This is a genomic window from Myxococcales bacterium, assembly GCA_016706225.1.
Lineage (GTDB): Bacteria > Myxococcota_A > Polyangia > Polyangiales > Polyangiaceae > JADJKB01.
In genome coordinates this window covers 832,625-847,506 of the sequence record JADJKB010000021.1, presented here as the reverse complement: position 1 = coordinate 847,506, position 14,882 = coordinate 832,625, and the positions used below count along the sequence as shown (strand labels likewise).

Genomic DNA, 14,882 nt, shown 5'->3' with positions numbered 1-14,882 from the left:
GCTCAGCTGCAGCCACCACCGCCGCCGCAGCCACCACCGCCGCCACAGCCGCCACCGCCGCCGCAGCTCGACGACGAACAACTCGACGATGAACAGCTGGAAGAACCGGAGGAGGATGCGACCCAGAAGCCAGCGCCCGTGGTGCTCGTGTCGATGTCTCCGGGTGACAGCAGGCGCTCGGTGGCCAACACTGGCTGCAGCGCTGCGAAGGCGGGTACGGCAGCCAGCGCCGCGCCACCCGCGACGGCGACTGCAATGCCCACATCTGCCGGGTTGAACCGCCGGCCGCCCGTCACGTCTGCGCGCAGCGACAACGTGGCGTCATCGAGCCAGGACAAATACGGTCTTGCCAGCGTGCTCCGCTTGCGTCCGACGAAGGCCAGCACGAGGCCGATGCCGCCCACGATGATCATGGCGGTGAACAGGTTGGAGAAGGGACGATCGATCTCCATCAGCCAGAGCACGCGGATTGCGCCCACGATCTCGACGAACGCGAGCGGCACGAGCATCACCAGGACGTACATGGCGATGCGGCCGGCGTTACGGATCAGCCCGCCCCGTGCCAGGAGCGTCTTCAGCTCACTCTCCTGGGTGGTGGCGACGGCCGTGGCCGTGGCGGTGATCGTCGCTGCAGTCGGCTGGCTGCCTGCGGTGCGCAGCGATTGTTTGAAGGAGCTGAGCAGCGGCGTGGTCGGGGTGATCGAGTCGTTCAACACGTACGCCGTCTGCTGTGCACCCGAGGCGTCGACGACCGGCGCGCTCGGTGTCAGCCAGCCTTCACCGATGGCCTGGGCCACGAGCAAGTTGGCGACGCCCGGCACTCCACGCTTCAAATAAGCCACCGCAAACAGCTCGTCGCCCTGGGGGATGAAACCTTTGGCCAGACCGCGCACCGTCGGTTCCGGTGCCGGCATTGCACCGGCCATGCGGTACGGCGCACCGGCGGCCTGCGCCCACATGATTGGCGACGCCTTTGGTGTTGCCAGCGGTGGGGCCGCGTCGAGCAAGATGCGCGCGGCCAGAAAGCGCACGACCAGTGCGCCGACGGCGACCAGCAGCGAGAACACCAGGAAAAAATCGAGGAAGGGCCCGCCGGGTTGGATGTCGAACGGGTAGAAATCGAACAACTCGTGCATTGCTCAGCTCTCCATCTGATCGACTTCTCGAATCATGTGATCGAGGAGTTTTTGCAGGGCATCGTGGGCGGCATCCGGGTCTTTGCGCACGCTCGAGAGCGGCGCCGTGTCGACGTCGTACACCGCGGCCGCCTTCTCGAGCAGCGTTGGCAGGGTGTCGTCCTTGGCCGGCGACTTGCGCAACGACAGGAGGGCGTGTAGCGGACCGCGGAGCTGCTTGACCTTGCGCTCGACGGCGCCGGCGAGCTGAGGGCCGGCGCCGAGTCCATCGACGACGGCGCGGCGCAAGCGGATCTGCGATTCTCGGAGCTCTTGCTCGATGCGCAGTCGCCGGTGCTGGTCCGAAATTTCGAGCGCCGCGAAGGGGTCCTTGCCGGAGAGGACGACGTGGCAACTCTTGATGTCGTCGTAGAAGAGCGGGAAGACGTCGGCGGCGCGCGGGATCTCGTCGGCGCCGAGGATCACCGCTTCGAAGCGGAACGCCGAGCGCGCGACGGTGAGGGTGTTGGCGACGGACAGCAGGGCCTCGCGGCTCGGATCCGCGAGCACCAGGATCAGATCGACGTCGCTCACTCCCGGGCGAAATCCGCCCCGGACCGCGCTGCCGAAGACCAGCAGCGCCGCGAGGTTGTCGCCGAGCTGGCTCTTCAGGGTGCTGGCCAGATCGCCGAGCCGGTCGCGCACCGTCTCCGGTAAGTCGGAGGCGAGCTTTGGTGTCTGCTTCGGAGTGTCGGTCATGGTCGCGGCCTGGTCCTTTCGATTGTGCGTACGCGGGAACGGGAGCCTGGCGCTTTCAGCGCCAAGAGCCGGCTGCCGTCGTGGAGGGTCTCTTGTCCGACGAAGGGCGCGCGTCGCGGCTCGACGGCGCAGGTAGTCGGGTTGCGCGTGAAACGCGAGCGCAAGATCAAACAGTCGCGGCGCGCGTCATCCGCCAGCGAGCGTATTTGCACGGCGCGCTCCGCGATGGCCCAGGCATCGGCGATCGCAGCCAGGCGCGGCTGACGCGGAGTTGCATCGACGACCGCGCGGCCGATGACCTCCAGCTCGGGTTTGTGGCGCGCGAGAAACCCGAGGATCGGCAGGGCTTCGTCCACACGCTTGCGTTTCAGGATCTCGCGCGAACGGCGCAGCGGTTCGGCGCCGAAGTGGGCCTCGTCTGCGGCGTTTGGTGCACGCACGTCCGTCAGCGCGCACGTAATGCGATTCTGCGCGGCCACCAGCTCGGCACGCATCGGCTCCGATGGAAGCACGAGCGGGGTGGGCTCGACTTTGTGTTGCGCCTTCGGCGCCGCGCCTCGCTGAATGTTGCGACAGCGCTCGGTCTCGCCCGTGAGCTCGGTGAACTCGGGAAACAGAGCGTCGCGCTCCAGGAGCATCGGCACGGCGCCGGTCCGGTTGAGGACCCGTTCGAGCAGCAAGAACACCGGCTCGGGTACCGCGTGGGCGTGGTCGTCGAAGTAGAATCCGTGCTCCGAGACGCCCCCGGCCAGGTGGATCATGCCGACCTGCTCCAGTGGGAAGCGTTCGGCCGCCTGCCACGGCTCTTCACCCGAGTTCACGGCGTTGGCGTACAGGTTGCCAACGTCGAGCAGAAGTGGGCAGCCGGTGGCCGCGGCGACCTCGCTGTAGAAATCACCCTCGCTCATTTCGTGGTCGGGCCACGCGAACGACCACGCCACGTTTTCGAGCAGGAAAGGCACGTCCGGCAGGTAACGCCGGGCGCGGGCGACGTTGCCGGCAACGACGCTCACGGCGGTGCGTGTGTAGGGGAGCGCGGTCAGGTGACCGATCTCGCGGCCACCGCTGCGCACGAACGCGATGTGTTCGCTGATCACGGGCGCGCCGAGCTCCCGAGCGAGGGCGCCCAGGGCGCGGGCACGCTCCGGTTCGATGCCTTCGGCCGCCCCGAGCGAGAGCTTCACTCCGTGAGGCACGACCGGCCAGAGCTCGGTCAGCGCACGAGCCTCGCGCCGTGTGGCCGGCTGCACGAAGCAGCTCTCGGCGACGACCTCCACGAAGTCGACAGAGCTCGGCCGCCGCAGGAGATCCGCGGCCAGCTCGGCTCGAAATGCCAATCCGACACCACCCGTCCCCGACATGCGCGCCGGGACGCTAGCCTGCGCCGCCTTTTGCTGCAACGCGGTCGACCGAGGGCGGACACTCGCTGTGCTCAATACGCCCGGGTACGCGGTCAATGCCAACGTCGTCAAGGACAGTATCACCGGTCTCGAGTGGCCGACTCCCGAGCAAGGCCTCTGGACGTCGACGCCCCGGCGCTCGGACCCGACGAAGTCACTGCTCGTCGACTTCGCAAGCGGCACGGAGTCCTTCGACACGGCCAGCGTTCCCCACCGTGCACGCTGCGTGCGCGGCCTGCCATGAACCGCACGCTGGTCAGGGGATGAGCGTCGGACAGGAAGCGGAGCACTTGGTCTGCAGGCAGCTCGAGAGCGGGAGGAACAGCGTCGGGCTGATGCAGGCCTGACACGCGGAGAGCACACAGGCGGTCGCGCTCACTCCGATGCAGTTGTCCAGGTAGCAGCGGAGTGTCTGGGCGCAGAGCGCGTCGGCGAGGCACGCGTTCGTCTGTGTGCAACATTGCTGGCGCCCGCAGGTGTCGCACGTGGGGTCTCCCGTCGTGACCTGGGGTGCCATGCAATCCTTGCCGTGCAGCGTCGTCGAGCAGACGTAGCTGCCGACATCGGTGCCAGCGTCGACTGCTCCCCCGGTTCCGCCCAGCGCTGCCGTTCCGCCCTGGCCGCCGCTGCCGCTCTGGCCGCTGCTGCCGCCCAGGTTGCCGGTGCCGCCGCTGCCGCCGGTCGCGCCGGTCCCCGCATCGCTGCCGCCGGTCCCCTGGTCGCTTCCGAACTCGCTTCCACCGCAGGCCACGAGAAGAAGGAAAGAGAGGGCCCAGCCCAGCCGAAAAAAACCACCCATCGCGTTGGATTGTTCGACGAAGTGACCCGCACTGCAAGCCGGACGGAGCCCTGGCCTAGGGCGGCGGCGAATCCAGAGCAAGCGGCGACCGGGTGCGAGATCGGGTTAGGGTCCGAGCATGGCGGAGCCCGTGGACACGCTGGTCGTCGGCGCGAGTGCGGCGGGCCTCTCGACCGCTTGTTGCCTCGCCAAGGCGGGCGTCGAGCACGTGATCCTGGAGAAGGAGGCCGAGGTCGCGACGGCGTGGCGCAATCACTACGAGCGGCTCCACCTGCACACGACCAAGTCGCTCTCGCAGTTGCCGTATCGGAAGTGGGGCGCAGACATCGAGACTTATCCAGCCCGTGACGCCGTCGTGAAATACCTGGAGGGATACGCCGAGCGCTTTGATCTCTTTCCGCGCTTTGGTCAGGAGGTCCGGCGCATCGAGCAGCGCGACGGAATGTGGCTCACGCAGTCGACGGGTGGCGAGTACTTGTCGAAGAACGTCGTCATCGCCACGGGCTACACCCGGGTGCCGTTCATCCCGTCATGGCCGGGACAGGACGACTACGGCGGGGAGCTCCTGCACAGCTCGAAGTACAAGAACGGAGATGCCTGGAAGGGCGAGCGTGTGCTGGTGGTCGGTTTCGGGAACTCCGCCTGCGAAATCGCCATCGACCTCCACGAGCGAGGGGCCAGGCCAACACTGTCGGTCCGCGGGGGGGTCAACATCATTCCCCGCGACCTGTTCGGCATACCGATCCTGGGGGTCGGAATCAGCCTGAGCTTTCTCTCTCCCGAGACCGCCGATTTGATGGCGTGGCCCTTGATCCGCGCGACGATCGGCGATGTTCGCAAGCTGGGCCTGAAGAAGCTGCCGTACGGGCCCAATGTGCAGATCCAGCGCCACGGGCGCATCCCGCTGCTGGACATCGGCACCGTGGCACTGATCAAGAAAGGTGAGATCGAGGTGCGCCCGAACATCCAGCGTTTCACCCGCACGGGCGTCGTGTTCGAAGGGGGGCGCGAGGAGGCCTTCGCGGCGGTCGTGCTGGGCACGGGCTATCGGCCCGCCCTGAGCGACTTTCTCGCGGCGGCGGACCAGATCTGTTCGCCGGACGGCGTTCCGACGAAGAGCGGTGCCGAGACCCTGCCCGGTCTGTACTTCTGCGGGTTCTACGTCTCGCCGACGGGCATGCTCCGGGAGATCGCGCTCGAGGCTAGACGCATCGCCCTCGCGATCGCGGAGTCTACGGCGCGTGCTCGCTCGCTCGCGGACGGCTGAGCGCCGTGAGCACATTGCAACCGTCGGGCAGCGGTTCGGTTGGATCCCAGGCGGAGACGTGACCCGCTCGTTCGACCAGCGGCACGTTGGCAGCGATTTCGGCCGGGGAGCGGCCGGTCCAGTCTTGGGGCAGGGCGCCGAAGCACAGCGCGGTCAGCCCGCGATCGTCCTCCAGGCCGACGACGGCGTCGTCGAACAACGCCGCCGCGGCGAAGGTGGGAGCCGCGACGCGAGAGGTGCTGACGGCTACGTCCACGAGCTTGCCCTGCTCGAGCTTGCCAGCGAAATCGGCGTCGAACACCCGCACGATGGTGCGGAGCTTCGGTGAGAGCCGGCGCGCTCCGAGCGCGATGCCGAGGTTGGCGGCGTCGTCGCCGGTGGTGGCTATGATCGCAACGGCGGTCTCGACCTGGGCGGCCGAGAGCGTCGACTCGATGCGTGCGTCCCCGGTCACGAAGGGCGCGCGTCCTGCGAGAGCGCTGGCGAACTCCCCTTCGGAGTCCAGATCGATCGCCACGACGTTCACCCCCAGGCGACCGAGCTCTCCCCAGGTGCGGTATCCGACGTTCCCGAGTCCGACGACGATCACGTGGCCGCCTCGTGGCATGGGGGGGCGCCCGAGCTCGGCGCGCAGTTGCTCACTCACGACGAAGCTGGTCGCGAACGAATAGAGCACTGCCATCGTCACCGAGCCGAGCAGCATGAACAACGAGGCATAGACCATCATCGCCGGGCCCGACGTGCGCGGCGTGATGTCGCCGTAACCGGTGGTCGTGATGGTGGTGATGGTGAAGTAGAACGCCTCGGCCAAGCTGATGGGCGGCTCGACACCGAATCGGAACACCAGCACGCTACAAAGCGCGAGCGCGACCAGCACCCAGAACACACTCCGCAGCGCGCGGGGTGAGTTGTTCCATGCGGTCCGAAACGTGGCGACGACGCCCGTGCTGGTTCGAGCTCGAGCGGTGACGGCGGCGAGCTCCGCCTGCCCAGGCAGCGAGGCATACGCGGAACGCTCGCCAATCAGCGTGACGCGCTCGCCGGCCTCGAGCTTTATGCCACAGCTCGCGAGCACACTCACGCCGTAGCGCTGCCTCAGCTCGTCGCGCGTGAGGTCGACGAGGGGCGACCTGGCATCGAGCGCGAGCTCCCCGACGAGGACCTCGTCTTCGCCCAGGGTGATGGCCGCCGTGAGCTGACGGCCCAGGGCAGCAAACGCGAGCACGGGCGCGGACAGCGCCGAAACGCCGACTGCCCGGGTGTGCCCCAGGCTGTCTTCGAGGGAACGGGCGAGGTCGCGGTCGAAGACCCGCACGCCGAGTCGCAGATCGGGTCGCAGTCGGCGAGCATCGAGCGCAATCTCGAGATTGGCGAGATCGCCGTCGGTCACCGCCAAGAGCGCCTGCGCGTCCGCGACGCCGGCTCGGTTCAGCTCCGCTTCATCGCGTGCGTCGCCGGTCAGGACTTCACCGCCGGACTCGACGATGGCGCGCGCTCGATCAGCCCGCACCTCGAGTCCCAGTGTCTTGACCTTGACACCCAGACGCAGCAACAAGCGCGTCACACGGTAACCGACGTGGCCCAGCCCGCAGACCACGACATGTTTGTCACCGACGCTCATGCTCGGGAGACTATGCCGACCTGGCGCGGCGTCCGAGACCCACCTATGCTCACCGGCGTGCGAGGCGTATTGGCCGCAGTTCTGGCCCTCGGAGCCGCATCGTGTACGGGTGATCCGGTCGGAGAATCCGCGAGCGACGCGGCGGCAGGCTCGGGGGGAGACGACGGCGGCGTGGACGCCGCGCTGGACGCGACCGGAGATGGGGCGGGCGCCGGCGGCGTTCAGGTGCTCGCGGCCGGCAGGGATTGCCCAGCGGATCTGCGAGTGGTTGGCGGTACCATCACCTGGGTCGATCAAGGTTCACTGCAGAGCTCGGGAAAGAATGGTGTGGTGGCCACGATGCCGGCGGCGGGCTGCGGCGACGACGCAGGTAGCTGCATCGTAGTGCTCGCGACCGATCAGAGCTCACCTTCGGCAGTCGAGGTCGATCCCGCGACGAACGACGTCTTTTTCGCGACGGCCGGCGACGGCTCGATCTGGCGGCTCCCGGCCGCCTCCACCACCCCGGAGAACTTCGCGAGCTTGCAGGTCTTGCCGCGCGCGCTCGCCCTCGACGAGACGTCGCTCTACTGGGTGAACGCCGGCACGTATGGCGGGGGCGATGGCCAGGTTCGACGGCGTTATCTCGATGGTGGCACGGTCGGTGGTATCGCGATCTTGGACGCCCTCGAGTCTCCGGTGTCGGTCGAGTTGCTCGCGATGAAGGTCTTCGTCTCGATCAGCGGCTCCGGTGACACCGCGGGGCAAATCTACGCCAGTGACATCACCGGCGCCGGCGCTGCGATCGTCGCCAGCTCCCAGAGTCTCCCGCGGGGGCTCGCGATCGACGCGACACACGTGTACTGGACCAACTCCGGGGACGGCACCATCATGCGTGCGCTGCACGACGGGAGCGAGCCGACTCAGCTGCTCTCCGGCCGAGCGACACCCAGCGACATCGCGGTGGACACAAAGGGGATCTACTGGGTCGAGGCTGGGACTCCGAACGAGTTCTCCGACGGCGCCGTGATGGCGGCACGGCTCGACGGCTCGAACGTCGTGACGCTGGCGGCAGGGCAGCGCGACCCCCGCAAGCTCGCCCAAGACTCCAGCTTCGTGTACTTCCTCAATCGCGGCACCCAAGGGGTCAAGCAGTGTACTCAGCACGACGGCAGCGTGGGGCGCGTGCAGAAGCCGTGGTGACGCTTCGCGCCGGAGCGCGAGGCCGGCGTGTGCTACAAGTGCGAGATGAAGCCTGTTCTCGTGGTCTGTGGCCATGGCCCCGGGATCTCCGACGCCGTGGCACGGCGGTTTGGTCGAGAGGGGCATCCGGTGGCGCTCGTTGCGCGCAACGCCGGGCGCCTCGCCGCAGCGGTGGAGGCGCTGGGCGAAGTCGGAGTGACCGCCAAGGCTTTTCCATGCAACCTCGGTGACCCCGATGCGGTGCGTCAGCTCATCAGTGATGTGCGCGCCGCCGTCGGTCCAATTGGCATCTTGCATTGGAACGCCTACGGCGGGGGCGCCGGCGATCTGACCACCGCCAAGACCGAGGAGCTCCGCGCCGTGCTCGACGTGAGTGCCCACGGTTTCCTCGCCGCGGTGCAGGAGGTGCTGCCCGATCTTCGCAGCAACAAGGGTGCGATCTTGGTTACCGGCGGCGGGTTTGCGTTCTTCGATCCGAAGATCGATGCGATGGCGACCGAATGGAATGCGATGGGGCTCGCACTCGCAAAGGCAGCGCAGCACAAGCTGGTCGGACTCTTGAGTCAGAAGCTGGCTCCGGACGGCGTCTACGTCGGCGAGGTCGTCGTCATCGGCTCCGTGAAAGGCACTGCCTTCGACTCCGGGCAGGCCACGCTCGAGCCGGCCGCCATCGCCGACCGGTTCTGGGAGCTTGCCGAGAGCCGCAGCGAGACGAGCGTGAATTTCCCCTGAAGCGCGAGGTTTGCCCCGGACGTCCCAGCAGGGCGGGAACGTGAGGCACGCCGCTAACTGCCGCCTTTGCCCGAACCCCCTGACGACGCAGCGCGCCAAGCCTTGACTCCCGGGCCGGCATGGGTGACCGAAAGGACCCTTTAGGCCCCGAACCGTCCGAAGTTAGATGCCGAAGCACCCGCCCATCGTTCGCAAACCCGTCAGCGCGGACAGCCCGCCGCTGGATTTGGCGCGTTTGCTCGGCGGTCGGCACTTCGTCGTGGTGGGGGGTACCGGGTTCTTGGGCAAGGTCTGGTGGACCTTCTTGCTCTACCACTACCCCGAGGTCGAGCGAATCCACCTCGTGGTTCGACCGCGCGGCAATCAGACTGCCGAGCAGCGCTTCTGGAAGGATGTGGTCGGCAGCGAGCTGATGGCGCCGCTCCGCGAGCGCTTCGGAGCCAACTTCGAGGCGTTCATGCGCGAGAAGGTCGTGCCCGTCGCCGGAGACGTGGTGCAGCCCTTCTGCGGGCTCGACGCCAGCCTGCGAGACGAGCTCCGCGGGTCGGTGGACTGTGTCATCAACGCATCGGGCGTCGTGGATTTCGATCCCCCGCTCGACGAAGCGCTCCAAGTGAATGCGTTCGGCGTGCAGAACCTGGTGGCGCTGTCCAGGGACCTCGGCGAGGTGCCCTTCCTGCACACCAGCACGTGTTTCGTGGCCGGTTCCCGCACCGGCTTCATCGAAGAGATCGACCCACGCGAACACCCGTTCCCGCGGGCCGGCGAGCTCGAGCGGGCGCACTGGGATCCGGATCGCGAGATCGCGGAGTGCCTCGACGTCGTCGAGCAGGCGCGGCACCGCGCGAGTGACGCCTTCCGTCAGAGTCATTTCCTGGACGACGCAAAGAAGAACCTCGAAGCCCGCGGGGAGCCCGCCCGGGGCAGCCCGCTCGAGCACGAGGTCGAGCGCGTGAAGCGCAAGTTCATCGAAGCGCGCCTGGCCGAAATGGGCATGGAACGCGCCAAATTTTGGGGTTTTCCCAACACCTATACCTACACCAAGGCCATCGGTGAGCAGATCGTCGCTGGCTCCGGGCTGCCTCACACCATCGTCCGCCCCGCCATTGTCGAGAGCACCGTGCGGTTCCCGTTCCCGAGCTGGAACGAGGGCATCAACACCAGCGCGCCGCTGATCTACTCGCTGCGCGAGGGACAGACGCAGATCCCGGGTGGCGACAACTACCTGGACATCATCCCCTGCGACATGGTCGCCGGCGGCATGACGCTTGCCCTCGCGGAGTTGCTCGATGGCAGCCATCACGCCGTCTACCAGCTGGGCTCGAGTGACTCGAACCCTTGCACGATGCGCCGCTGTTTCGAGCTCTCGGGTTTGTACAAACGCACCTACTGGCGCAAGACAGGGCGTGGCGGGCCCGTCATCAGCGCACTGCAATCCCATTTCGAGGGCGCGCTGCTCGGAGAGAAACAATTCGAAGCCTACGGGCCGCTCAAGATCGCCGACGGTGTGGGGGTCGCGGCTCGGTTGCTGAGGAAGGCCGCCATCGGTCCCGCCGCACCGCTGCTCAAGCCCACCGCGAAGGCACTGGAGAGCTTTGCCGACGGCCAGCGCAAGGTGGGTGAAGTGCTCACTGCGTTCGTGCCGTTCACGGCGGTCTACGACTACGTGTTTCGTTGTGACAACACCCGCGCCGCCTACGCCCGCCTCTCGCCGGCGGATCGCGAGAAGATCTTCTGGGAGCCGGAGAGCATCGACTGGCGGCAGTGGTTCCTCGATGTCCACATTCCGGGCCTTGAAAAGTGGGTATTTCCCCAGATCGACGAGCGGATCCGGCGGCCGCGGCGCGCGCCGGTTGCCCACGCGACGCTCACCAACCTGCTCGACGACATGTCGGATCGTTTTGATCTGTCGGTGGCGCTGCAGCGCACGGAGGCCACCGGGCTGTCGCGCATCAGCTTCCGCGAGTGGCAGGCGCGGGCCCTCGCCACGGCGGCCCGGCTGCGTCAGGCCGGAGTGGCCCCGGGCGAACGTGTGCTGCTCGCTGGAGCCAATCATCCGGCGTGGCCCATCGCCTTCTTCGGCATCCTGTACAGCGGCGCCACGGTCGTTCCCGTCGACTCCGGCATCGAGGCGGATGTCGTCGCGAATCTCGCCAACGCCTCCGGGGCGAGGGTCTTTCTCGCGGACCAGACGGTGACCGGGCGGGTCCGACCCGTGCTGCCGGCAGATGGCCCGGCGCTATCCTGGTTGGACCTCTGGCAGGCGACTGAGGACGGCGCTCCGCTCTCGGATCCCAGCGAGCCGGCTGTCGATGACGTCGCGGCGCTGATCTACACGAGCGGGACGACCGGGGTGCCGAAGGGAGTGATGCTCTCGCACGGGAACCTGACGGCCCTGGTGGCGTCGCTCGCGCCGCTGTTCCCGCTCGGCAAGGGAGATCGCGTGCTGAGTGTGTTGCCGCTGCATCACACCTTCGAGCTCACCTGCGGCATGCTCCTCCCGCTCTCGCGCGGGTCGCGGATCGTGTATCTGGACGAGCTCACGGGCGAGCGTCTGGAGCTGGGTCTGAAGAGTGGGCGCATCACCGCGATGATCGGTGTGCCAGCGCTGTGGGAGATGCTCGAACGGCGCGTGAGCGCCAAGGTCGCCGAGCGCGGGCGTTTTGCCTCGCAGGTCTTCGACTTTGCCGTCGAGCTCAATCGGTCACTGGGCAAGTCTCTGGGCATCGACGCGGGCAAGCTGCTGTTTGGGCCCGTGCACGAGGGGCTGGGCGGGCATCTGCGTTATCTGGTGAGTGGCGGCGCTGCGCTGCCCGAAAAGACACACCACCTGTTCGCGGGGCTCGGTCTGCACCTGGCCGAAGGGTACGGCCTGACCGAGGCTTCCCCGGTGCTCACGGTGGCGTCCGGGGGGCCGAAGTCGCGGTCGGGGCACGTCGGCAAGGCCATCCCGGGCGTCGACATCCGGATCGCGGCGCCGAACGCCGAGGGGGTCGGCGAGGTGCTCGCCCGCGGTCCCAACGTGATGCTCGGTTACTCCGACGACGAAGAGAGCACACGGCGCACCATCGACGCCGAGGGTTGGCTGCACACCGGCGACCTCGGCAAGGTCGACAAACGCGGGCAGCTCGTGATCGTCGGGCGCGCGAAGGACGTCATCGTCGCGGCGAACGGCGAGAACGTGTACCCGGACGACGTCGAAGCACGCCTCGGCGCCATCGAGCACATCGCCGAGCTCGCCATCGTGGGGATCGATGACCCCCGAGGCGGAGAGCGTGTTGCGTGTGTCGCCGTGCCGGCTGACGACGACAGCCTGTCGCGCGTCGAGCGCAAAGAGCGCGCGAGGAAATCCTTGGAGCGGGCGCTCTCGGCGCTGCCGCCGTCTCAGCGGCCTGCAGTCGTCACGCTGCTCGAGACGAAGCTGCCGCGGACCACGACACGCAAGGTCAAGCGCAACGAGGTCCGGCGCGTGATTGAGCGAGTGGGTCCACTCAGCGAGCGGCCGCCGCGCATGACCGGTGCGAGCCACCTGGATGGCCCCGCGCAGAGTGTGCGCGCTGCGGTAGCGGTCATCACGCGCAAAGATCCGAACGAGCTGGAGCCGAGCCTGGGCCTGCGCGCCGATCTCGGCTTCGACTCCCTGATGTTGCTCGAGCTGTTGGTCGCGCTCGAGGCGCAGCTCGGCGGCTCCGTCGATGCCGAGCGGCTCAACGCCTGTGTCACCATCGGCGACGCCGAGGCGCTCGTGCGCGAGACCCGGCTGGGGCGCCATGTGTCGCGCACGCGGGCCATCGAGACGCTGGAGGACGAACCGCTCGAGTTGCCGCCGGCGCTGCGCGAGGCGGCGATGCACTGGCTGGGGCGAGCGCAGATGGGGTTCTACGATCGCTTCTTGCAGACACGGGTCGCGGGTCGCGCGTTCATTCCCCACAACCGCAACGTGCTCGTCGCGGCGAACCACGCCAGCCACCTCGACATGGGGCTCGCGAAGTACGCGCTGGGCAGCTATGGCGAGGGGCTCGTATCTCTCGCGGCGCAGGACTATTTCTTCGAGGGCAACCGCTGGCGCAAGGCCTACTTCGAGAACCTGACCAACCTGGTGCCGATGTCCCGCAGCGGTTCGCTGCGACAGAGCCTGCGCCAGGCCGCCGAGCTGCTCGAACAAGGCAAGACGGTTCTGATCTTCCCCGAGGGCACCCGCAGCTCCGACGGCGACGTGAAGGAGTTCAAGAGCGCAGTTGGATATCTGGCCTTGCAGAACCGCGTGGACATCCTGCCGCTCTATCTTGGCGGCACGTTCAACGCGCTGCCCAAGGGTGCCACCGTGCTCCGACGTCGCGACGTGGTTGCCCGCATCGGGCCGCCGCTCGAGGTGAAAGAGCTCGAGCGGCTGACCGCGGGCATGAACGCAAGTGAGGCGTCGCGGGTCGTCGCGGAGCTGACACGGCGAGCGGTCGTGGCCCTGTCGCGCGGAGAGATCCTGGATATTTCTCGGCTAGAATCCCTGGACGCTGCGGCTCTCGGCCCCGTCGACGACTCCCTGGCACCGGTCTTCGGCGAGCTCCGCCAACGTTTCGTCCCGAACGCAGTCGAGGAGCCGGTGAGCTTCTACTTCTCCCTGGGCGAGAGCGAACGCTGGACGTTGCGCATCGAGCCCGACCGCTGCGAGGTCACCGTGGGCAAGGCCGTCGAGAGCGCCGACTGTGTGCTCAAGACCACCCCCGGCATGTTCCGCCGCATCGTGCGCGAGGCGTACACACCGAGTCCGCAGGAGTTCATCTCGGGCGCGGTGAAGAGCAACAACATCGAGCTATTGATGGTGTTCCAGCGGGCGTTTCAGCTGGAGAACACCAGCGACAAACTCTCGAGTGTGCTCACGCTGTCGGCCGGCGGGGACGTATGAGCGAACACGGGAACGGCGGCCGTCGCTCGAACGGCAACGGCAAACGCTCGACACCACCGAGCGCGCGTCCGGTGGAGCAGGAGCCGCGCAAGTACTGGGTAGGCGGGGCGACCGGTTTTCTGGGCGCACATCTGGTGCGCCTGCTCGTTGCGCGTGGACACCAGGTCGTGGCGGTGTCACGCGGCGGCGGAGACGTCGATGGGCTGCCCGTGCTCGCGCTGGACGTGAGTGATGCTGATGCGGTGGCGGAGAGCGCCCGCGGCGCGGATGGCGCCTTCGTTGCGACGGGCAAGGTGTCACGGGATCCCGCCGATGCCGAAGCGATGCACCTGGCCAACGTCGTGGCGACCCGCCAGGTGCTGGCGGGGCTCGAGCGCGCGGGCGTGCGTCGTGTCGTCTACGCCAGCACCAGCGGCACCATCGCGGTCAGCGAGGACGCCGAGGAAATCGCGGACGAAGAGGCCTCCGCGCCGATGGAGCTGATCGCGACCTGGCCCTACTACCGCAGCAAGTCCTACGCGGAAAAGGCGGCCCTCGAGGCGAATCACCCCCCGACCTTCGACGTGGTGGTGGTCAACCCCAGCCTGCTGCTCGGGCCGGGCGATCTGCGCGAGTCGTCCACTGGAGACGTGCGGCGGTTCCTGGAGCGGGCCGTCCCCGCCGTCCCCGCCGGAGGGCTCGCCTTCGTGGATGCGCGCGATGCAGCGCTCGGCATGTTGCTCGCGTTCGAGCACGGGCGGGCAGGCGAGCGTTATCTCTTGAACGCGCAGAACCTCACCTTGGCGGCGTTCTTCCAGCGCCTCTCGCGCCTGACCGGTGTGCCGGCGCCGCGCCTGAAGCTGCCGGCGTCGCGCCCTCTGGCCCTCGGCATGTCTCGTTTGTTCTCCCGCGCGGTGCGCGCCATCGGCGGTGAGCCGCCGGTGGACGACGTGAGCGTCGAGATGGCGCAGTACTTCTGGTACTGCAGCAGCGAGAAGGCGGAGCGGGAGCTCGGTTGGGTCGCTCGTGATCCCGGCGAGACGCTCCGAGACACCGTGGAAGATCTGGTGGCGCGCGGCGTCGCGTCGCCCCGCGGGGCCTGGGCCTCGCACTCGCACTGACCCC

11 protein-coding genes are annotated in these 14,882 nt (G+C 67.8%); 6 read left to right on the top strand and 5 right to left on the bottom strand.

Going from position 1 to position 14,882, the window contains the following annotated elements:
- Nucleotides 1-2: 2 nt before the first annotated feature.
- Genes IPI67_28465 through IPI67_28455 form a run of 3 tightly spaced genes read right to left on the bottom strand, consistent with a single transcriptional unit; the run spans nucleotide 3 to nucleotide 3,235 of the window.
- Nucleotides 3-1,136, bottom strand: a complete 1,134-nt coding sequence (locus tag IPI67_28465) for a hypothetical protein (protein MBK7584120.1) — start codon at nucleotides 1,134-1,136, stop codon at nucleotides 3-5.
- 3 nt (nucleotides 1,137-1,139) lie between these two features.
- Nucleotides 1,140-1,874 carry a nucleotidyltransferase domain-containing protein gene (locus IPI67_28460; protein MBK7584119.1) on the bottom strand — a complete coding sequence of 245 codons (735 nt, stop codon included), beginning with the start codon at nucleotides 1,872-1,874 and terminating at the stop codon, nucleotides 1,140-1,142.
- Nucleotides 1,871-3,235 (bottom strand): DUF692 domain-containing protein, encoded by a 1,365-nt coding sequence (locus tag IPI67_28455; protein ID MBK7584118.1) that lies wholly within the window; start codon nucleotides 3,233-3,235, stop codon nucleotides 1,871-1,873. Before IPI67_28455 ends, IPI67_28460 begins: the two co-directional genes overlap by 4 nt.
- A 67-nt stretch (nucleotides 3,236-3,302) precedes the next feature.
- Between IPI67_28455 and IPI67_28450 the strand changes: the two genes are divergently transcribed.
- Nucleotides 3,303-3,518, top strand: a complete 216-nt coding sequence (locus IPI67_28450) for a hypothetical protein (GenBank protein ID MBK7584117.1) — start codon at nucleotides 3,303-3,305, stop codon at nucleotides 3,516-3,518.
- Nucleotides 3,519-3,530: 12 nt separating this feature from the next.
- On the opposite strand, the gene IPI67_28445 is transcribed toward IPI67_28450, so the two are convergent.
- The gene (locus IPI67_28445; protein MBK7584116.1) at nucleotides 3,531-4,073 is read right to left on the bottom strand and encodes a hypothetical protein; all 543 of its coding nucleotides are present in this window, start codon (nucleotides 4,071-4,073) and stop codon (nucleotides 3,531-3,533) included.
- A 118-nt stretch (nucleotides 4,074-4,191) separates the two neighbouring features.
- Here IPI67_28445 and IPI67_28440 point away from each other — a divergent pair, with 118 nt between their 5' ends.
- Entirely contained in the window at nucleotides 4,192-5,340 is a 1,149-nt protein-coding gene (locus tag IPI67_28440; GenBank protein ID MBK7584115.1) for an NAD(P)/FAD-dependent oxidoreductase, read from the top strand.
- Here IPI67_28440 and IPI67_28435 read toward each other — a convergent pair.
- Entirely contained in the window at nucleotides 5,306-6,961 is a 1,656-nt protein-coding gene (locus IPI67_28435; GenBank protein MBK7584114.1) for an NAD-binding protein, read from the bottom strand. The genes IPI67_28440 and IPI67_28435 overlap by 35 nt on opposite strands.
- Before the next feature lie 57 nt (nucleotides 6,962-7,018).
- Here IPI67_28435 and IPI67_28430 point away from each other — a divergent pair, with 57 nt between their 5' ends.
- From IPI67_28430 to IPI67_28415, 4 genes are all read left to right on the top strand, one after another.
- Nucleotides 7,019-8,143 (top strand): hypothetical protein, encoded by a 1,125-nt coding sequence (locus tag IPI67_28430; GenBank protein MBK7584113.1) that lies wholly within the window; start codon nucleotides 7,019-7,021, stop codon nucleotides 8,141-8,143.
- A gap of 45 nt (nucleotides 8,144-8,188) precedes the next feature.
- Complete coding sequence (locus IPI67_28425; GenBank protein ID MBK7584112.1) at nucleotides 8,189-8,875, top strand: SDR family NAD(P)-dependent oxidoreductase; 687 nt, start codon at nucleotides 8,189-8,191, stop codon at nucleotides 8,873-8,875.
- Nucleotides 8,876-9,041: 166 nt separating this feature from the next.
- Nucleotides 9,042-13,778 (top strand): AMP-binding protein, encoded by a 4,737-nt coding sequence (locus IPI67_28420; GenBank protein ID MBK7584111.1) that lies wholly within the window; start codon nucleotides 9,042-9,044, stop codon nucleotides 13,776-13,778.
- The gene (locus tag IPI67_28415; protein ID MBK7584110.1) at nucleotides 13,775-14,878 is read left to right on the top strand and encodes an NAD-dependent epimerase/dehydratase family protein; all 1,104 of its coding nucleotides are present in this window, start codon (nucleotides 13,775-13,777) and stop codon (nucleotides 14,876-14,878) included. Before IPI67_28420 ends, IPI67_28415 begins: the two co-directional genes overlap by 4 nt.
- Nucleotides 14,879-14,882 lie beyond the last annotated feature (4 nt).